Below are 19,788 nucleotides of genomic sequence, written 5' to 3' on the forward strand. Positions count from 1 at the left end.
GGCGATCTCCTCAGGCGGCGTTCTTGAGTTTCGGGTCCAGCGCGTCGCGCAGGCCGTCGCCCATCAGGTTGATTGCCAGCACACTGAGCAAAATGGTCAGGCCGGGCAGGCTCACCACCCACCAGGCGCGTTCGATGTAGTCGCGGGCCGAGGCCAGCATGGTGCCCCACTCGGGGGTTGGCGGCTGGACGCCGAGGCCGAGGAAGCCCAGGGCGGCGGCGTCGAGGATCGCCGAGGAGAAGCTCAGCGTCGCCTGGACGATCAGCGGCGCCATGCAGTTGGGCAGCACGGTGACGAACATCAGTCGTGGCAGGCCGGCACCGGCCAGGCGCGCGGCGGTGACATAGTCGCGGTTCAGCTCGCCCATTACCGCGGCGCGGGTCAGGCGCACATAGGAGGGCAGCGAGACGATGGCGATGGCGATCACGGTGTTGATCAGGCCTGGGCCGAGGATGGCGACGATGGCCACGGCCAGCAGCAGCGACGGCAGGGCCAGCATCACGTCCATCAGGCGCATGATCGAGGGGCCGAGGATCTGCGGGAAGAAGCCGGCCAGCAGGCCCAGCAGGATACCCGGGATCAGCGACATCACCACCGACGACAGGCCGATCAGCAGCGACAGGCGCGCGCCCTGGATCAGCCGCGAGAGCAGGTCGCGGCCCAGTTCGTCGGTACCGAGGATGAACTGCCAGGTGCCGCCTTCGAGCCATACCGGCGGCGTGAGCAGGAAGTCGCGGTATTGCTCGCTGGGGTTGTGCGGCGCCACCCAGGGGGCGAACAGGGCGCAGAACACCACCAGGCACATGAAGGCCAGGCCGGCCACCGCGCCTTTGTTGCGCGAGAAGGCCTGCCAGAACTCTTTGTACGGCGAGGGATAGAGCAAGCTTTGGTCGACCACGCTGGGCGGGGTGACGGATTTTGGAATCGGGCTGGTCATGGCGAACTCCTCAGCGCTGATGACGGATGCGTGGGTTGACCAGGCCGTAGAGGATGTCCACGACGAAGTTGACCAGGATCACCAGGCAGGCGATCAACAGGATGCCATTCTGGACCACGGGGTAGTCACGGGCGCCGATGGCTTCGATCAGCCATTTGCCGATGCCCGGCCAGGAGAAGATGGTTTCGGTGAGCACGGCGCCGGCCAGCAGCGTGCCGACCTGCAGGCCGAACACGGTGAGTACCGGGATCAGCGCGTTGCGCAGGCCGTGGATGAACACCACGCGCGACGGCGACAGGCCCTTGGCGCGGGCGGTACGGATGTAGTCCTCGCGCAGCACCTCGAGCATCGACGAACGGGTCATGCGGGCGATCACCGCCAGCGGGATGGTGCCCAGCACGATGGCCGGCAGGATCAGGTGCATCACCGCGTCCTTGAACGCGCCTTCCTCGTCGCTGAGCAGGGTGTCGATGAGCATGAAGCCGGTTTTCGGCTCGATGTCGTAGAGCAGGTCGATGCGCCCGGAGACGGGCGTCCAGCCCAGGCTCACGGAGAAGAACATGATCAGGATCAGGCCCCACCAGAAGATCGGCATCGAGTAGCCGGCCAGGGAGATGCCCATCACCCCGTGGTCGAACAGCGAGCCGCGCTTGAGCGCGGCGATCACCCCGGCCAGCAGGCCGATGACCCCGGCGAACAGCAGGGCGGCCATGGCCAGCTCCAGGGTGGCCGGGAACAGGGTGAGGAACTCGTTCCATACGCTTTCACGGGTGCGCAGGGATTCGCCCAGGTCGCCCTGGGCGAGCTTGCCGACATAGTCCAGGTACTGGGCCGGCAGCGGTTTGTTCAGGCCCAGGCGCTCCATGGCCTGGGCGTGCATTTCGGGGTCGACACGGCGCTCGCCCATCATCACTTCGACCGGGTCGCCGGGGATCAGGCGTATGAGCGCGAAGGTCAGCAGGGTGATACCGAAGAAGGTCGGAATCAGCAGGCCCAGGCGTCGGGCAATAAAACTCAACATTGTCAGGGGTACCTCATCAGCCGGAAACGGCGTGCCGCCGGGGCCTCTTGCACAAGGTCCGGCGGCTGTTGTTGTTCTACTTCACCTGGGTGGTGGCGAAGTTGTTGTTGGTCAGTGGGTTGATCACATAGCCTTCGACGTTCTCGCGCATGGCGGTGAACATTTTCGGGTGGGCCATGCTGATCCACGGCTGGTCTTCATCGTACACCGCCAAGGCCTCGTTATAGAGCTTGGCGCGTTCGTCGTTGTCGATCACTTCGCGGGCGCGGGTGATCAGGTCCTGGAATTTCTGGTTGCACCAGCGCGCATAGTTCTCGCCGCTTTTCACCGCGTCACAGCTAAGCATCGGCGTGAGGAAGTTGTCCGGGTCGCCGTTGTCGCCGGCCCAGCCCGCCGACACCAGGTCGGCCTCGCCCTTCTTGGCGCGGCGCAGCATCTCGGCCCATTCCATCACGCGGATGTCGAGCTTGATGCCGATCTTGGCCAGGTCCGACTGCAGCATTTCGGCCGACAGACGCGGATTCGGGTTGGTCGGGCCGCCGCCATTGCGGGTGAACAGGGTGATCACCGTGCCTTCCGGCACGCCGGCTTCCTTGAGCAGGGCGCGGGCCTTGTCGAGGTCGTGGGGCGGGTTCTTGTTCTCGGTGTTGTAGCCGATCATGGTCGGCGGGTACGGGTTGACGCCAACCAGCGCGTTGCCCTTGCCGAACAGCTGGTCGACGTGGGTCTGGCGGTCGAAGGCCATGTCGATCGCCTTGCGCACGCGCACGTCGCTCAGGTACTTGTGCTGGGTGTTCATCGAGATGTAGCCGGTGACCAGCGCCTCGATCTCGGCAACCTTGAGTTTCGGGTCGGTCTTGATCCCCGGCACGTCGTCAGGCTTGGGGTACAGGGCGATCTGGCATTCGTTGGCGCGCAGCTTCTGCAGGCGCACGTTGCTGTCGGTGGCGATGGCGAAGATCAGCGCGTCGGCGGGAGGCTTGCCACGGAAGTAGTCCGAGTTGGCCTTGTAGCGGACGTTGGCGTCCTTGTTGTAGCGCTGGAACACGAACGGGCCGGTACCGACCGGCTTGCTGTTGAGCTCGCCAGTCTTGCCGGCCTTGAGCAGCTGGTCGCCGTACTCGGCGGAGTAGATCGAGGTGAAGGCCATGGCCAGGTCGCGCAGGAACGGCGCTTCCGGGCGGGTCAGGGTGATCACCACGGTGTGATCGTCGGTCTTCTCGACCGACTTGAGCAGGTCCTTGAAGGCCATGCTCTCGAAATAGGGGTAGCCGACGCTGGTCTTGTCGTGCCACGGGTGGTCTTTCTTCAGCTGGCGGTTCAGGCTCCACAGCACGTCATCGGCGTTGAAGTCGCGGGTGGGCTTGAAGTAGTCGGTAGTGTGGAACTTGACGCCTTCGCGCAGGTGGAAGGTGTAGACCAGGCCGTCGGGGCTGACGTCCCAGCTGGTGGCCAGGGCCGGCTGGATCTCGGTGGTGCCGGGCTTGAAGTCGACCAGGCGGTTGAAGATGGCCTCGGCCGTGGCGTCGGCGGTGACGGCGGTGGTGTACTGGACGATGTCGAAGCCTTCCGGGCTGGCTTCGGTGCACACCACCAGCGGTTTGGCCGCCAGATTCGATGCGGCGCCCAGGATGACGGCTGCCAGGGCAGCGCGTAGCGGTAGCTTTTTCATGGAACCTCCCTGCAATGCTAGTTCCAGCGTAGCCGCCACGGCCCGTGGGGAGTCGGGCCGTGGCGCCAACGGTCAGAGGATGTTGAACGGAATGGTGGTGACCACGCGGAACTCGTCCAGGCTGCCGTCGCTCTGTGCCTTGCTGGCACGGTGGGCGGTATAGGTGGCGCGGATGGTGGTGTCCTTCAGCATGCCGCTCTGCACTGCATAGCTGGTGCCGATGCCCCACTCGTAGTGGTTCTCGCCGTTCTGGCCGCGGACGTCATAGGCGGTGCCCTTGTAGTGGGTACCGTCGATATCCCAGCCGCGGGCGTTGTAGACGTTGAACTTCAGGCCTGGCACGCCATAGGGCGCCATGTTCAGCACATAGCTGATCTGCAGGGATTTCTCGTTCGGGCCGTTGAAGTCCGACAGTAGGGAGTTGGCCAGGTAGATGCCGTTGGTTTCGTGCAGGTAGTCGAAGTACTCGTTGCCGTTGACCTGCTGCCAGGAGGCGGTGAGGGTGTGGGCCTGGTGGGTCAGGCCGAACGACAGGCTGTAGGTGTCGTTGTCGATCTCGCCCATCTTCTTGCTGCCTTCGTCCACGGTCTTGTAGTAGTTCAGACCGGTGGTCAGGCTCAGCACCGCGCTGTCACCCAGCACGTGGTTGGCGCCGAAGTAGTACTGGTTCCAGAAGTCGTCGACCTTGGTCGCGTAGAGGCTGGTGGTCAGGCTCTTGAGCGGCTGGTAGTTGATGCCGACGGTGCTGGCGCGGTCGGTCTCGACCCCGGCGGCGCCGTATTCGCTGCGGAACTTGCTCAGGCTCTGCTCGGTACGCGGCGAGACGCGGTCGAAAGTACCTACGTCGAACGACAGGTTCTCGAACTCGGCGCTGTGCAGGAACGCACCCTGGAAGCTCGACGGCAGGGCACGGTTGCCGATGTAGGCGATCATCGGCGTGTCGACCGACTGGCGGCCCACGGTCAGCGTGGTGTTGGAGATGCGCGCCTTGACGTTGCCCAGGCCCATCTTGCTCCACTGGCCGATCGGGTCGCCGTCGCTGTGGGTCAGGGTACGGTTGTTCGGGCCGGCCACGGCGGCGCGGCCCTGCTCGAGGGCGATGGCGTTGTAGGCCGCGGCCTCGACGGCGAAGCCCACGGTGCCTTCGGTGAAGCCCGAGCTGTAGTTGAGGATGGTGCCCTGCACCCAGTTGTCACGGCTGTGGGTGTCGTGGCGGGTGCCGTCGCCCTTGGTGTATTTCCACAGCGGCGCGCGGGTGGCGCGTTCGCGGGCATACCAGTTGCGGGTGCTGCCGGACAGGCTCTGGCCATCGATGAAGCCCTTGGCTTCGGCCTGCTCACTGCTGGACTTGAGCGCGAACGGCACGAAGTCCTGGCTCACGGGTTCGGCCTGGGCGAGGGCGCAGAAGGCGCCGACGGACAAGGCCAGTGCGGTGGTTGTGGTACGAATCAACATGAAAGCTCCCTGATATTTTTCTAGTTATCACCCGACCTTGTGGGCCGGGCTTGTCACGGTGACGCGGTACTGCAGTGTCTGCCTGGGGGTTGCCAGGCAAATCCGGGCTGCACGCCGTCGCGGGAGTGGGTCGCACTCCCGGCCGGGCGTTGCAGGGTCAATCGATGCTGACGCCGGAAAAAACGTTGCGTCCGAAGGGGCTGACCTTGAAGTCTTTCACGCTGATGCTCAGCGGCTGGTTGACCGTGGAGTGCGCGACCGGGGTGATCGGCACCTGTTGCTTGAGACGTTGCTGGGCTTGTTCGTAGAGGCTGGTGCGCTGGCCGCGGTCGGTGACCTGCTTGGCTTTTTTCACCAGGGCGTCGTACTGCGAATCGCACCACAAGGAGTAGTTGTTGCTGCCGATGGCGTCGCAGCTGAACAGAGTGCCGAGCCAGTTGTCCGGGTCACCGTTGTCACCGGTCCAGCCGATCAGGGCGATGTCGTGCTCACCGTTCTTCATACGCTTGAGGTATTCACCCCACTCGTAGCTGACGATGCGCACCTTGAAACCGAGCTTGCTCCAGTCGGCCTGGAGCATCTCGGCCATCAGCTTGGCATTGGGGTTGTAGGGGCGCTGCACCGGCATGGCCCACAGGGTGATCTCGGTGCCTTCCTTGACCCCGGCCTGCTTGAGCAGCTGCTTGGCTTTTTCCGGGTCGAAGGGGGCGTCCTTGATCGACTTGTCGTAGGACCACTGGGTCGGCGGCATGGCGTTCGACGCGGCCTGGCCGGCGTCCTGGTAGACCGCCTCGATGATGGCTTTCTTGTTCACCGCCATGTCCATGGCCTGGCGCACTTCCAGGCGGTCGAACGGCGGATGTTGGGTGTTGTAGGCGATGTAGCCGAGGTTGAAGCCGGACTGGGTCATCACCTGCAGCTTGTCGTCCGCCTTGAGCGCCGGCAGGTCGGCTGGGCGCGGGTGCAAGGTGATCTGGCACTCGTTGCGGCGCAGCTTCTGGATACGCACCGATGGGTCGACGTTGATCGAGAACACCAGGTTGTCGATCTTCACCAGGTCAGGCGCCCAGTAGTCCTTGTTGCCCTTGAAGCGGATCTGCGAATCCTTCTGGTAACGCTGGAACACGAACGGGCCGGTGCCGATCGGCTTCTGGTTGATGTCGCTGGCCTTGCCGCTGGCCAGCAGGTGGTCGGCGTACTCGGCGGAGAGGATCGAGGCGAAGGCCATGGCGATGTTCTGCAGGAACGCGGCGTCGACCGTGTTGAGGGTGAAGACCACGGTCAGCGGGTCAGTCTTCTCGACCTTGGCGATGTTCTTGTCCAGGCCCATGCTGATGAAGTACGGGAACTCGGTGGGGTAGGCCTGGCGGAAGGGGTGGTTCTTGTCGAGCATGCGGTTGAAGGTGAACAGCACGTCGTCGGCGTTGAAGTCGCGGCTGGGCTTGAAGTCCTTGTTGGCGTGGAACTTCACCCCCGGGCGCAGGTGGAAGGTGTACGTCAGGCCGTCCTCGGACACCTGCCAGTCGGTGGCCAGGCCCGGCTGCACGGCGGTGCCGCCACGCTCGAACTCGACCAGGCGGTTGTAGATCGGCTCAGCGGCGTCGTTGTCGGTGGCCGCGGTGTACTGGGCGGTGTCGAAGCCCGCCGGGCTGCCTTCGGAGCAGAACACCAGGTTGTTGGCGAGGCTCGCCGGGGCCTGGCTCAGCAGGCCAAGGGCAAGCAGGGTGGAACACAGTGTGGTCAGGCGCATGGCAGATCCTTTGTCCGTCTTCTTCAGGCCGCGACAGGCAAAACGCGGCTGCTGCATCCCGGTCCTGACGATAGAGGCGCCAGAATGCGGGAACCAGGGTTCGCTACTGATTTGGGTGCGGGAGCGTTCCGGCGAGCGCTAGGGAATTGCCCTACGTATCGCCCGATCATGTCACCGCCCCGCCGAAAAACGCCGGCGGGGCGGTCACGACCGTTACTTGTCCACGCTGACCCCGTAGAAGGAGTTCAGGCCGAACGGGCTGATCTTGAAGTCCTTCACTTTCGCGCTCATGGGCTGATACACGGTGGAGTGGGCGATCGGGGTGATCGGTACCTGCTCCTTGAGGATATGTTGCGCCTGCTTGTACAGCTCGGTGCGTTTGGCCTGGTCGGAGGTCGCCTTGGCTTGCTTGATCAGGTCGTCGTAGGGCTTGTAGCACCACTTGGAGAAGTTGTTGCCGTCCATGGCATCGCAGCCATAGAGCGTGCCGAGCCAGTTGTCCGGGTCACCATTGTCGCCGCTCCAGCCAATCAGCATGGCGCCCTGCTCGCCGCCCTTGGAGCGTTTGATGTACTCGCCCCATTCGTAGCTGACGATCTTGGCCTTGATGCCGATCTTGGCCCAGTCGGACTGGAGCATCTCGGCCATCAGCTTGGCGTTGGGGTTGTAGGGGCGTTGCACCGGCATGGCCCACAGGGTGATCTCGGTACCTTCCTTGATGCCGGCTTCCTTGAGCAGTTGCTTGGCCTTCTCTGGGTCGTACGCGGCGTCCTTGATGGTGTCGTCATAGGACCATTGGGTCGGCGGCATGGCGTTGACCGCCAGCTGGCCGGCACCCTGATACACCGATTCGATGATCTGCTGCTTGTTGACCGCCATGTCCAGCGCCTGGCGGACCTTGAGTTGGGACAGGGGGTTCGCTTCGTTGCTGCCCTTGACCTTGTCCATCACGTTGTAGGCGATGTAGCCGAGGTTGAAGCCGGCCTGGTCTGGCATCTGCAGCTTCTTGTCTTCCTGCAGCGGCTTGATATCGGCCGGACGCGGGAAGAGCGTCACCTGGCACTCGTTCTTCTTGAGTTTCTGCATGCGCACAGAGGCGTCGGTGCTGATGGCGAAGATCAGGTTGTCGATCTTCACTTCATCAGGATTCCAGTAACTCTTGTTGCCGGTGAAGCGAATGTTCGAGTCTTTCTGGTAGCTCTTGAACACGAACGGCCCGGTACCGATCGGCTTCTGGTTGATGTCGGCGGGCTTGCCCTGCTTGAGCAGCTGGTCGGCGTATTCGGCCGACTGGATCGAGGCGAAGTGCATGGCCATGTTCTGGATGAACGCGGCGTCGACCTGGGCGAGGGTGAACTTCACCGTGTGATCGTCGAGCTTCTCCACCTTGGCGATGTTCTTGTCCATGCCCATGTCGGTGAAGTACGGGAACTCGGTGGGGTAGGCCTTGCGGAAGGGCTGGTCCTTGTCGAGCATGCGGTTGAAGGTGAACAGCACGTCGTCGGCGTTGAAGTCGCGGGTCGGCTTGAAGTAGTCGGTGGTATGGAACTTGACGCCTTCACGCAGGTGGAAGGTGTAGGTCTTGCCGTCCTCGGAGACGTCCCAACTGGTGGCCAGGCCCGGAATGACCTTGGTGCCGCCGCGTTCGAATTGCGTCAGGCGGTTGAAGATGGTCTCGGCGGAGGCGTCGAAGTCGGTTCCGGTGGTGTATTGCCCCGGGTCGAAACCGGCCGGGCTGCCTTCGGAGCAGAACACCAGGTTGGACGCGGCGTGGGCGATCGGTGCACCGGCTAGCAAGCCTGCGCCTACCAGGAACGGAATGACTGCGTGTTTGAGCATGGTGGCCTCATTGTTGTCATTTTTCGAATTGAGGCGGCCTCGTGAGCCGACCTGCGGATACTTATGCAGGGGGTATTCCCAATGCAACACTCAGCAGGATGGTTGACGCCAAAAACGTGGTACTGACGTACATGGATGTCGCATCCATATAACTTTGGCGAATGTTGAACGTTTGCGAGGGGGAAAAGGGCAAAAATTTCAGGATATTTCGCACTTTATGTGACAAGCAGACGCACCCGTTTGGTGCGTAGGAAAGGTCTGAAACTGCTGTCCGAGACGGTTTTGACCGCCTCGGACATCCAGTCGAGTGGGTCAGGGCACCTGGACTTCGATCAGGCCGTCGGCACTCATGCTCACTTCGCTGGTTCCGGCTTCGATATCTGGTGCCGGCGCGGCTTCATCGGCGGCGCCCTTGGCCATCATCGCCATCGGTGCGTTGCGCAGGTACGGGCGCGGGTAACCGCTGCTGTTGAGGTTCAGGCTGACCACCTTGTAGCCTTTGCCGCCGAGGGCGTCGGTGGCCAGCTGGGCGCGGGCCTTGAACGCGGCGACGGCATCCTTGAGCAGCTCGTCTTCGTTGGACTTGCGCGTAGCCGGGGCAATGGAGAAATCCATGCCGCCCATCTTCAGGTCTTGCAGCAGGTCGCCGGTGAGCTTGGACAGGGCCGGGAAGTCGGCGCTTTCCAGGCGCAGTTCGGCGCGCTCGCGCCAGCCGGTGATCTTCTGGCCCTTGGTGTCGTAGATCGGGTAGCTGTTGCGGCTGCCCTGGCTGATCTTCACGTCCTTGACCTGGCGGGCCTGCTGCACGGCCTTGTTCATGGTCTCGGTGATCTCTTTGGCCAGCTTGCCCGGGTCGGTGTTCTGCGCTTCGCTGTACAGCGTCACGACCATCAGGTCGCGTGCCACTTCCTTGCTGACTTCGGCACGCAGCGACACCTGGTTGTAGCGTGGCTCGTCGGCCGCCAGGGCCGGCAGGCTGGCGAGCATGCCGCAGGACAGGGCAACGGCGGCGGCGCCGCGACGGGGAATGTGCATGTGGAACTCCTTGGCAGGGTAAGGCGTGGATGAGCAGATCCGTTCCACGCATGGCCGATCAGACCGGAGACAGTGTAGAGGGTTCAAAAGTGCCATCATGAATCTATGACAAAGTGTGGCGCTTTGCCGCATCGCTGCAGTGGAGCGCCCGGCTTCGGTATACTCCAGCCGATTTTCCTGGAGCACTCATTGGGAGAGCTCATGCTCGCCGTCGCACATCCGTTGTCCGCCACACGCCAGAACCTCTGGCGCCTGACCTTCATTCGCATCCTCGTCCTGGCGGCCCAGGCCGGCTCGGTAGGCGTGGCCTACTGGACCGAGCTGCTGCCGCTGCCGTGGTTCTCGCTGGCAGTCACGCTGGCCCTGTCGTCGCTGCTGTGCGCGTTCACCGCCCTGCGCCTGCGCCTGTCGCTGCCGGTCACCGAACTCGAGTATGCCCTGCAGCTGGCCTGCGACCTGCTGATCCACAGCGCCCTGCTTTATTACTCGGGCGGCTCGACCAACCCATTCGTCTCTTATTACCTGGTGCCGTTGGCCATCGCCGCGGTGACCCTGCCGTGGATCTACTCGCTGGTGCTCTCGGGCATCGCCCTGGTGGCCTACAGCCTGCTGCTGGTGCAGTACTACCCGCTGGAAACGCTGCCGCTGGCGCGCGATACCATGCAGGTCTACGGCATGTGGCTGAGCATCGCCCTGGCCGCCGGGGTGATCACCTTCTTCGCCGCGCGCATGGCCGAGGAGTTGCGCCAGCAGGAGAACCTGCGTGCCGAGCGCCGGGAAGAAAGCCTGCGCGACGAGCAGTTGCTGGCCGTGGCCACCCAGGCCGCTGGCGCTGCCCACGAGCTGGGCACGCCGCTGGCGACCATGAGCGTGCTGCTCAACGAAATGCGCCAGGACCACGCCGACCCGCTGTTGCAGGAGGACCTGCAGATCCTCCAGGACCAGGTCAAGCTGTGCAAGGAGACCTTGCAGCAACTGGTGCGCGCCGCCGAGGCCAACCGGCGCCTGGCGATCGTCGAGCAGGATGTCACCGCCTGGCTCGACGAGGCGCTCAACCGCTGGCACCTGATGCGCCCCGAGGCCAGCTACCGCTTCCAGCGCCTGCGCGACGGCGTGGTGCCGCAGCTGACGCCGCCACCGGATCTGACCCAGGCCCTGCTGAACCTGTTGAACAATGCCGCCGATGCCTGCCCGGACGACCTGGAGGTGCGCCTGGACTGGGACGCCCAGGACATCGTCATCAGCATCCGCGACCATGGCCCCGGCGTGCCGCCGGCCATCGCCGAGGCAATCGGCAAACCCTTCATTACCACCAAGGGCAAAGGCTTCGGCCTGGGCCTGTTCTTGAGCAAGGCCAGCGTGACGCGTGCGGGCGGTTCGGTGAAACTCTATAGTCATGAGCAGGGTGGCACCCTGACCGAATTGCGCCTGCCCCATGGCAAGCGAGGAGATGCATGATGAGCGAAGAAAACCAGGTCGAAGGCGAAGAGCTGCCGCACCTGCTGCTGGTGGATGACGACGCCACCTTCACCCGGGTGATGGCCCGGGCGATGTCGCGTCGTGGGTTCCGTGTGAGCACCGCGGGTTCCGCCGAGGAAGGCTTGAAACTGGCCGAGCAGGACCTGCCCGACTACGCCACGCTGGACCTGAAGATGGAAGGCGACTCGGGCCTGGTGCTGCTGCCCAAGCTGCTGGAGCTCGACCCGGAGATGCGCGTGGTGATCCTGACCGGTTACTCGAGCATCGCCACGGCGGTCGAGGCGGTCAAGCGCGGTGCCTGCAACTACCTGTGCAAACCGGCCGACGCCGACGATGTGCTGGCGGCGCTGCTCTCCGAGCACACCGACCTTGACACGCTGGTGCCGGAAAACCCGATGTCGGTGGATCGCCTGCAGTGGGAGCACATCCAGCGCGTGCTGGGCGAGCACGAGGGCAATATCTCCGCCACGGCGCGGGCGCTGGGCATGCACCGACGCACCTTGCAGCGCAAGCTACAGAAGCGTCCGGTCCGACGCTGAAAAATCGCGGGGCAAGTCGGGTCGCCGCATCGCCGCTCCCACGCAGGTCATGGTCAGGGCTTCTCAGACCTGGACGACCTTGTGGGAGCGGCGATGCGGCGGCCCGACTTGCCCCGCGATGGCGTACCCGCGCGTTAAGCGGTTTTCGCTGCCGAGCGGTCAACCCGCACCGCCAGTTGTCCTGCCCCCGATGGCGCCTCGAACGCCACCTGTCCCCCTGCCGGCACTTTCGCCCGGCCAATCACCTTGCCATCACGCAGCAATTCCAGCGGCATGCCTTCCATCGACTGGCCCGAAGCCAGTTCCAGTTTGACCTTGATATTCATCGGTGACCTCCTTGTCACGCGTTGCGATCGATATAGAGCGTTGTCTTTGCATCCAGGCTGGCGATCAGCTCCGGTGAACCACCGCGGAACTGGCGGAACAGGTTGCGCCCGCGTTGCTTGCCGTCCGCCGGCACCTGCACGCTCGGGTGGAACTGGTCGGTGAGCTCGACATAGGCGCTCCACGGGCCGATGTACGACTCGTTGAGCAGGTCGGTAACGCTGAAGGCGTAGCGCACCGCGTTGCCCCGCTGCCAGTTCAGGCCATCGGGCTCACGGCGCTCCCAGCCGGTGATCGCCGGCGAGGTGGACGGGGCATCGATGAAGCCGGTGGGCGTGTTCGGCTTGTAGTCCTTGAGCAGCAGGTAGGTGCTCCAACCCCACCAATCGCCGATGCGGTTGCGGTCGTTGAGGTCGTTGACGTCTTTGCGCCGCAATACCGCCTTGCCGTCCTGGAAGTACAGCGCGGCGAAGTTGCCGGGCACCAGGTCCTGCTCGGCGGCGCGCAGGTCGGGCGCCAGGCGCAGGGCCGAAAAGTCCTTGGCCTGGGGCACACGGCCCTCGGCGAAGGCCTGGAACACCTCGTCGGCCGAACGTTGCACGGCGCGGCCTACATGGCGACGGTTGGCCACATCGACGCTGTCGAAGTAGCGCTTGTCGCCGTAGGCGCGCCATTGTTCACCCTCGGCATTGCGCACGGCCAGGCCGTACTTGCTGTCCTCGTCGTGCATGAAGCGCGAGATCAGCGAGCCGACGTCACTCGGCGTGACGGTGTCTGCCAGGGCCTTGCGCGGTACCCGCAGGTGGCCGGCGGAGAACAGGTCGGTGAGGAAGTGGTCGGCGAAGGCGTTCATCGCATAGGCCAGTTGCAGGTCGCGTTCGGCGCCGCTGGCGCGGGCTTTCAGTGCCTGTTGCAGGGCCGCGGCGTGGCCGGCTTGGTAGGCCAGCAGCGCCCAGGGGCCGAAATGGTCCCAGTTGCTGGCGGCCAGTTTCAGATAGCGGCCCAGGGGGAACAGGTCGGAGGCGAAGCTGCCGCCGCCGGTGATGCGGTTCCAGCGTGCCGACAGGCTGTCGCCCAGAGCGTCATAGGCTTCATGGGGCTGCCGGCCGTCTTTGATGGCCTGGTTGGCGGCAGTGATTTCTTCTTGCATGACCGCGAGGATCTGTTCGGCTTCCGCCTTGGCCGCCGGCAGGCGCGCCAGGGAGTCGAAGGCCTGGATGAAGCGCTCGACCCGTTCGGCGTCGTTGCCGCCATCGGCGATCGGGCGATCGGGCAGGCCGTAGAAGTCGCCGCCCAGGGCGATCACCTGGCCATAGGTCAGGCTCAGGCCGTTGGGCAGTGGCAGCGGCGACTGCTGGGCGCGGATGCCGGGTTGACCCACTTCGTAACGCAGCAGGGTGTTGTCGCCGATGGCGGTGTGTTCAGCGCCTTCGAAGAACAGCTCTGGCCCGCGTTGCGCAGCTTTGCCGCCAGCCGACGGCGGCGCGGGGCGGTGGTACTTGAGGGTGTGGTGGCCGTGCATGACCAGCACCACATGGCTGTCGGGGCCGGGCAGGGCGATGCCTTGCTCATCGAACAGCGGGTCGAGGTCAGCGACCACCAACGTGGCCTGGGCCTTCGCAGCCACAGGTGCAGCGTGCATTCCTGACATGATTTGCTCCTTGCAATGTCTGGATAATCCATTTTTATACTGTATGCATATACAGTAATACGCATCATATGCAGGAAACTTCCTACGTCAAGACCCCTTTGTGCTGGCATCTGGCAGCTGCGGCGGGCGCAAGCCCCCGGCTCTCACGTATGATTGCCTCCCTAACGGCATTTCCCGGGAACACGTTGCATGCTCGCCCTTCTCATCCAGACACTGAACATCACGGCCCCTGTGTTCGCCATGCTGTTCATGGGCGTGCTGCTCAAGCGCATCCGTTTGATCGACGACAACTTCAACCGGGTTGCCTCCAAGCTGGTGTTCAACGTGTGCATGCCGGCGCTGCTGTTCCTCGGCATCTACCACGCCGACCTGGCGTCGGCGGTACAGCCAGCAGTGATGCTCTACTTCGTCTGCGCGACGCTGGCGTGCTTCGGCCTGGCCTGGGGCCTGGCGATCTGGCGCTGCCCGCGGGCCGACCGCGGCGTCTACACGCAAGGCGCGTTTCGCGGCAACAACGGCGTGATCGGCCTGGCACTGGCGGCCAGCCTGTATGGCGACTACGGTATATCCCTCGGCGCGGTGCTGGCCGGGCTGGTGATCCTCATGTACAACTCGCTGTCGGCGGTGGTGCTGGCGGTGTACAGCCCGGACCTGAAGTCCGACCCGTGGAGCATCTGCAAGAGCATCCTCAGCAACCCGTTGATCCTCAGCGTGCTGGTGGCAACGCCAATGGCCTATGGCCAGGTGCCGCTGCCCAACTGGCTGCTGACCTCCGGTGACTACCTGGCCCAGATGACCTTGCCGCTGGCGTTGATCTGCATCGGCGGCACCCTGTCGCTGGCGGCACTGCGCGACAGCGGCAGGCTGGCGGTGGATGTCAGCCTGGTGAAGATGGTCTGGCTGCCGCTGCTGGGCACCCTGGGTGCCTGGCTGTGCGGGTTCCGTGGCGCCGAGCTGGGCATCCTGTTCCTCTACATCGCCAGCCCCACTGCGGCGGCCAGCTATGTGATGGCGCGGGAGGCCAACGGCAACCATGAACTGGCGGCGTCGATCATCGTGATCACTACACTGATGGCCGCCGTCACTACGAACATCGGGATTTTCTTCTTGCAATGGGGTGGATGGATCTAGTGTGGTGTTTTGCAAATACGACCAATAAATCGCGAGCGATTTTTGCGCTCAGGCAAGGCGTCGCGACGAGTCGTAGCCCAGCTACGGCGAGGAGCGACAACGCCGCATGAGCGCAAAAAGCGCCGCGAGTTATGGTCGTTATTTATTGCAAGCAAAACCTATAACACTGCCTCACCTAAAGGACACTTCATGCAAGACCAGAGCACGCCCGAGCGCTTGCAGCGCGGGCTGAAGAATCGCCATATCCAGCTGATCGCGCTGGGCGGGGCCATCGGCACCGGGCTGTTCCTGGGCATCGCCCAGACCATCCAGCTGGCCGGCCCGTCGGTGCTGCTGGGCTACGCCATCGCCGGCCTGATGGCCTTCCTGATCATGCGCCAGCTGGGCGAGATGGTGGTCGAGGAGCCGGTCGCCGGCAGCTTCAGCCACTTCGCGCACCAGTACTGGAGCGAGTTTGCCGGTTTCGTCTCGGGCTGGAACTACTGGGTGGTGTACGTGCTGGTCGGCATGGCCGAGCTCACGGCCGTGGGGATCTACGTGCAGTACTGGTGGCCGGATTTCCCCACCTGGGCCACTGCGGCGATCTTCTTCGTAGTGATCAACGCCATCAACCTGACCCAGGTGAAGGTGTATGGCGAAATGGAGTTCTGGTTCGCCCTGGTGAAGGTTGTGGCCATCGTCAGCATGATCGGCTTCGGCGCCTGGCTGCTGAGCAGCGGCCACGGCGGGCCCGACGCCAGCGTCGCCAACCTGTGGCAGTACGGCGGTTTCTTCCCCAATGGCGTCACCGGGCTGATCATGGCCCTGGCGGTGATCATGTTCTCCTTCGGCGGCCTGGAGCTGGTGGGCATCACCGCCGCCGAAGCGGCCAACCCGCGGGAGAGCATCCCGAAGGCGACCAACCAGGTGGTCTATCGCATCCTGATCTTCTACATCGGCGCGCTGGCCGTGCTGTTGTCGCTGTACCCCTGGCAGAAGGTGGTGCAGGGCGGCAGCCCGTTCGTGATGATCTTCCACGAACTGGACAGCGACCTGGTGGCGACCATCCTCAACATCGTGGTGCTGACCGCCGCGCTGTCGGTCTACAACAGCTGCGTGTACGCCAACAGCCGCATGCTGTTCGGCCTGGCCACGCAGGGTGACGCGCCGCGTCAGCTGCTCAAGGTCAGCCGCCGTGGCGTACCGCTCACCGCCCTGGGCGTGTCGGCCTTCGCCACCGGCCTGTGCGTGCTGATCAACTACCTGATGCCGGGCGAGGCCTTCGGCCTGCTGATGGCCCTGGCGGTGTCGGCGCTGGTGATCAACTGGGCGAGCATCAGCATCACCCACCTGAAGTTCCGCAAGGCCAAGCTGGCGGCCGGCATCACGCCGTTCTACAAGAGCCTGTGGCACCCGCTGAGCAACTACCTGTGCCTGGCGTTCATTGTGCTGATCCTGGTGGTGATGTACCTCACCCCGCCAATCCGTATCTCGGTGATGCTGATCCCGGCGTGGATCGCCGTGCTGTGGGTGGCGTTCCGGATGAAGAAGGCACGTCAGGCCTGATCTGCTCCATGTCGGTTTCAGGATCGCAGTGGCGATAACATCGCCACTGCCAAACCACAAACCTCGCATTTCTTGCTCTTGCTCTTGCTCTTGCTTCTAAGCGCACGGTAGCTCAGGCGCCGCCGATTGCGACTTCAGGAGGCCGAGTGCAGGGCTTGCGTAGGGAGGCGACGGGCATGGATGCCGTCGAGCGCCGATCAGGCCTATGGATGGCCCGTCGGTGCGTACTCCCGGAGCAAGCCCGGAGCGAGGGAACCCCGGAGCGAAGCGCAGGGGCCGGATGAACGGAGCCGAACGGTTTTGCTTACTTTTCCCAAGAGAAAAGTAAGCCGCCGTAAAGGCGGAAAGGTGACTAAAAGTCGACATCTTCCAAGAATGTGCATGTAAAACTCAAAACAGCCACTTAAAGAACAGCACCTCCCGCCCCTTGCCCCACCCCCGCCAACCCGCTATCGTCAAACAATTCATCCGATGACTGGACGTAAGCCACCCGTGACCCCGCTCATCAAACGCAGCCTGGTAGAACAAGCCGTAGACCAGCTCCGCGAACGCATCGCCCAGGGCACCTGGTCAGTAGGCCAGCGCCTGCCCACCGAACCGGAGCTGGCCAGCGACCTGGGCATCAGCCGAAACACCGTGCGCGAGGCCATGCGTGTCCTGGCCTTCAGCGGCCTGGTGGAAGTCCGCCAGGGCGACGGCAGCTACCTGCGCACCGCCGTGGACCCGCTGCAGGCCGTGCAGGTGATGTCGCGCTGCGCCGTCGAGCACGCCCGCGAAACCCGCCATATCCTTGAAACACAAGCCATCGGCCTGGCCGCGTTGCGCCGCACCGAAGCCGACCTGCAGGCACTGCGCGACGCCCTGCAACACAGCGCGCAGCACTACCACGGCGATGTGGACGCCTATGTCGAATGCGACCTGGTCTTCCACCAGCGCCTGGTGGACGCCGCGCACAACCCGGCCTTGAGCGAGCTGTACCGCTATTTCTCCGGCGTGGTCGGCGCGGCCCTGCAGCACAACATGACCACCGTCCCCCGTTGCCAGGCCGTGTTCGACCTGCACGGGCAGATCCTCGACGCCCTCGAACAACGCGATCCGGAGCGGGCCAAGCACCTGAGCCGGACCCTCATCGAATCCTGACCACGAGAAGGCCATGGCCGAACAACTGACCCGCAACACCGCGCCCCGCGAGGCGGAGCTCGAAGAACTGCTGATCGACGCCGAGGCCGACGACGAGCAAGTCCAGCAACAGCCTGTGGTGCTGCACAGGCCCTGGCTGTTGCTGCTGGGCCTGGTGCTCGTGGCGCTGAACCTGCGTCCGGCGCTGTCGAGCATGTCGCCTGTGCTCGGCCAGGTGTCCGACGGGCTGGGGCTCAGCGCATCGCAAGCCGGCCTGCTGACCACCTTGCCGGTCCTGTGCCTGGGGCTGTTCGCGCCGCTGGCGCCGATCCTGGCGCGACGTTTCGGCAGCGAACGAGTGATCCTCGGCATCCTGCTGACCTTGGCGTTGGGCATCCTGGTGCGCAGTACCCTGGGCGCCACTGGCGTGTTCCTCGGCAGCCTGATGGCGGGCGCGAGCATCGGCATCATCGGCGTGCTGTTGCCAGGTATCGTCAAGCGCGACTTCCCCCAACATGCAGGCACCCTGACCGGCGTCTACACCATGGCGTTGTGCCTGGGCGCGGCGATGGCCGCCGGTGCCACGGTGCCCCTGACCCGGCACTTCGATGACAGCTGGGCGCTGGGGCTGGGCTTCTGGCTGCTGCCGGCGCTGCTGGCGATGCTGGTGTGGCTGCCCCAGTCCCGTCAGGGCCATGGCGTGCACAAGGTCGCCTACCGCGTGCGCGGCCTGTGGCGCGACCCGCTGGCCTGGCAGGTGACCCTGTACATGGGCCTGCAGTCGTCGCTGGCCTACATCGTGTTTGGCTGGCTGCCGTCGATGCTGATCGGCCGCGGGCTGAGCCCTACCGAGGCGGGGCTGGTGCTGTCCGGCTCGGTCATCGTGCAACTGATCAGTTCCCTGGGCGCACCCTGGCTGGCGACGCGCGGCAAGGACCAGCGCCTGGCCATCGTCGTGGTGATGCTGGTGACCCTGGGTGGGCTGTTCGGTTGCCTGTACGCACCGCTGGAGGGGTTGTGGGGCTGGGCGATCCTGTTGGGGCTGGGCCAGGGTGGCACCTTTGCCCTGGCCTTGACCTTGATCGTGCTGCGCTCCAAGGACGCCCATGTGGCGGCCAACCTGTCGAGCATGGCCCAGGGCGTCGGCTACACCTTGGCCTCCATGGGGCCGTTCGCGGTGGGGCTGGTGCATGACCTGACCGGTGGCTGGAGCGCGGTGGGCTGGATCTTCGCGGTGCTGGGGATCGGCGCCATTGCGTTCGGCTTGGGTGCCGGGCGTGCATTGCATGTGGGTGTGGTCAGCGAGCGGGTCTGAGGCCTGCTGGCACCTGGTTAGGGCGCTGGCGCTATTCATGGCGCAAATGGCTGTAGCGCCAAAGCCGCGTGCGGACTATCTTGCGCTTCTCGAGCCCAAGCACGGATAACCGCCATGAGCGACGCCAACAGCGCCCTGATCACCCGTTTCTACCAGGCCTTCCAGCGCCTGGACGCCGAGGCCATGGTGGCCTGCTACAGCGACGACATCGTTTTCAGCGATCCGGTCTTCGGCACCTTGCGCGGGCAGGATGCCGGGGACATGTGGCGCATGCTCACCCGCCGTGCCAAGGACTTCACCCTGACCTTCGACAACGTGCGCAGCGACGAACGCGGCGGCGGCGCGCATTGGGTGGCGACCTACCTGTTCAGCCAGACCGGGCGGGTGGTGGTCAACGATATCCAGGCACGCTTCGTGATTCGCGACGGGCTGATCTGCCAGCACGACGATACCTTCGACCTGTGGCGCTGGTCGCGGCAGGCGCTGGGCATGCCGGGTGTGCTGCTGGGCTGGTCGCCGATGCTGCAGAACAAGGTGCGCCAGCAGGCGTTCAAGGGGCTTCGCGCATTCCAGCAGGCGCGCTGAGGCGTTAAGCTGGCGGCCTTCTTCCGTTGCACCGAACCGAGCCGTGAGCGAAACAGCGCCTTCCCCCGACTGCAAACCCTGGTACGTCTATCTGGTGCGTGCCGCCAACGGCTCGCTGTACTGCGGCATCAGCGACGATCCGCAGCGGCGTTTCATCAAGCACCAGAAAGGGCAGGGCGCGCGGTATTTCAAGACCAGCCCGGCGCAGGCGCTGGTGTACGTCGAGCAGTGGCCGGACAAAGGCGAGGCGTTGCGCCAGGAGCGGCTGGTGAAGAAGCTGCGCAAGGCGGCGAAGGAGGCGTTGGTGGCTTCCTATAGTGGTGTCGCCACGGCCCCATGACACGTTGCGGCGCCTTGGCCATGCATACCCCTGGCGCCGCATAGTCCCGCG

At 64.4% G+C, this 19,788-nt stretch carries 17 protein-coding genes; 8 read left to right on the plus strand and 9 right to left on the minus strand.

The features are described from left to right. Positions 1 to 10 precede the first annotated feature (10 nt). The 7 genes from ABZO33_RS18395 to ABZO33_RS18425 all read right to left on the minus strand — a co-directional run bounded on the left by ABZO33_RS18395 (position 11) and on the right by ABZO33_RS18425 (position 9,709). Positions 11 to 937, minus strand: coding sequence for an ABC transporter permease subunit (locus tag ABZO33_RS18395; RefSeq protein WP_046854276.1), 927 nt, complete (start codon positions 935 to 937; stop codon positions 11 to 13). A gap of 10 nt (positions 938 to 947) precedes the next feature. Then, positions 948 to 1,958: an ABC transporter permease subunit gene (locus ABZO33_RS18400; protein ID WP_011532379.1), complete on the minus strand. Its 1,011-nt coding sequence runs from the start codon at positions 1,956 to 1,958 to the stop codon at positions 948 to 950. 76 nt (positions 1,959 to 2,034) lie between these two features. Further along, positions 2,035 to 3,630: an ABC transporter substrate-binding protein gene (locus ABZO33_RS18405; protein ID WP_414537172.1), complete on the minus strand. Its 1,596-nt coding sequence runs from the start codon at positions 3,628 to 3,630 to the stop codon at positions 2,035 to 2,037. Between the two features lie 72 nt (positions 3,631 to 3,702). Beyond that, positions 3,703 to 5,085: an OprD family porin gene (locus ABZO33_RS18410; RefSeq protein WP_414537173.1), complete on the minus strand. Its 1,383-nt coding sequence runs from the start codon at positions 5,083 to 5,085 to the stop codon at positions 3,703 to 3,705. Positions 5,086 to 5,242: 157 nt separating this feature from the next. Next, the gene (locus ABZO33_RS18415) at positions 5,243 to 6,835 is read right to left on the minus strand and encodes an ABC transporter substrate-binding protein (RefSeq protein ID WP_414537174.1); all 1,593 of its coding nucleotides are present in this window, start codon (positions 6,833 to 6,835) and stop codon (positions 5,243 to 5,245) included. 213 nt (positions 6,836 to 7,048) lie between these two features. Further along, complete coding sequence (locus ABZO33_RS18420; protein WP_414537175.1) at positions 7,049 to 8,674, minus strand: ABC transporter substrate-binding protein; 1,626 nt, start codon at positions 8,672 to 8,674, stop codon at positions 7,049 to 7,051. A 312-nt stretch (positions 8,675 to 8,986) separates the two neighbouring features. After that, positions 8,987 to 9,709: an SIMPL domain-containing protein gene (locus ABZO33_RS18425; RefSeq protein ID WP_414537176.1), complete on the minus strand. Its 723-nt coding sequence runs from the start codon at positions 9,707 to 9,709 to the stop codon at positions 8,987 to 8,989. 201 nt (positions 9,710 to 9,910) lie between these two features. Here ABZO33_RS18425 and ABZO33_RS18430 point away from each other — a divergent pair, with 201 nt between their 5' ends. Both ABZO33_RS18430 and ABZO33_RS18435 read left to right on the plus strand, forming a co-directional pair. Further along, positions 9,911 to 11,167 (plus strand): ATP-binding protein, encoded by a 1,257-nt coding sequence (locus ABZO33_RS18430; RefSeq protein WP_414537177.1) that lies wholly within the window; start codon positions 9,911 to 9,913, stop codon positions 11,165 to 11,167. Beyond that, a complete protein-coding gene (locus ABZO33_RS18435) occupies positions 11,167 to 11,727 on the plus strand; it encodes a response regulator transcription factor (protein ID WP_023632665.1) in 561 nt (186 codons plus the stop codon). Before ABZO33_RS18430 ends, ABZO33_RS18435 begins: the two co-directional genes overlap by 1 nt. A 134-nt stretch (positions 11,728 to 11,861) precedes the next feature. Here the strand turns inward: ABZO33_RS18435 and ABZO33_RS18440 are convergent, their stop codons facing one another. After that, a complete protein-coding gene (locus tag ABZO33_RS18440; protein ID WP_414537178.1) occupies positions 11,862 to 12,053 on the minus strand; it encodes a hypothetical protein in 192 nt (63 codons plus the stop codon). Between the two features lie 14 nt (positions 12,054 to 12,067). Continuing rightward, positions 12,068 to 13,702 carry a phospholipase gene (locus tag ABZO33_RS18445; RefSeq protein ID WP_414537179.1) on the minus strand — a complete coding sequence of 545 codons (1,635 nt, stop codon included), beginning with the start codon at positions 13,700 to 13,702 and terminating at the stop codon, positions 12,068 to 12,070. Between the two features lie 189 nt (positions 13,703 to 13,891). Between ABZO33_RS18445 and ABZO33_RS18450 the strand changes: the two genes are divergently transcribed. From ABZO33_RS18450 to ABZO33_RS18475, 6 genes are all read left to right on the plus strand, one after another. Next, positions 13,892 to 14,833 (plus strand): AEC family transporter, encoded by a 942-nt coding sequence (locus tag ABZO33_RS18450; RefSeq protein WP_414537180.1) that lies wholly within the window; start codon positions 13,892 to 13,894, stop codon positions 14,831 to 14,833. Positions 14,834 to 15,022: 189 nt separating this feature from the next. Further along, on the plus strand, positions 15,023 to 16,378 hold the full coding sequence (locus ABZO33_RS18455; RefSeq protein WP_046854285.1) for an amino acid permease: 1,356 nt from the start codon (positions 15,023 to 15,025) through the stop codon (positions 16,376 to 16,378). 471 nt (positions 16,379 to 16,849) lie between these two features. Then, the gene (locus tag ABZO33_RS18460; RefSeq protein WP_414537181.1) at positions 16,850 to 17,518 is read left to right on the plus strand and encodes a FadR/GntR family transcriptional regulator; all 669 of its coding nucleotides are present in this window, start codon (positions 16,850 to 16,852) and stop codon (positions 17,516 to 17,518) included. 13 nt (positions 17,519 to 17,531) lie between these two features. Next, positions 17,532 to 18,812, plus strand: coding sequence for a CynX/NimT family MFS transporter (locus tag ABZO33_RS18465; RefSeq protein WP_414537182.1), 1,281 nt, complete (start codon positions 17,532 to 17,534; stop codon positions 18,810 to 18,812). Positions 18,813 to 18,926: 114 nt separating this feature from the next. Further along, the gene (locus ABZO33_RS18470) at positions 18,927 to 19,397 is read left to right on the plus strand and encodes a nuclear transport factor 2 family protein (RefSeq protein ID WP_046854288.1); all 471 of its coding nucleotides are present in this window, start codon (positions 18,927 to 18,929) and stop codon (positions 19,395 to 19,397) included. 43 nt (positions 19,398 to 19,440) lie between these two features. Then, on the plus strand, positions 19,441 to 19,737 hold the full coding sequence (locus ABZO33_RS18475; protein WP_414537183.1) for a GIY-YIG nuclease family protein: 297 nt from the start codon (positions 19,441 to 19,443) through the stop codon (positions 19,735 to 19,737). Positions 19,738 to 19,788: the final 51 nt, after the last annotated feature.

It is taken from the genome of Pseudomonas sp. CAM1A (assembly GCF_047501685.1).
Taxonomy (GTDB): Bacteria; Pseudomonadota; Gammaproteobacteria; order Pseudomonadales; family Pseudomonadaceae; genus Aquipseudomonas.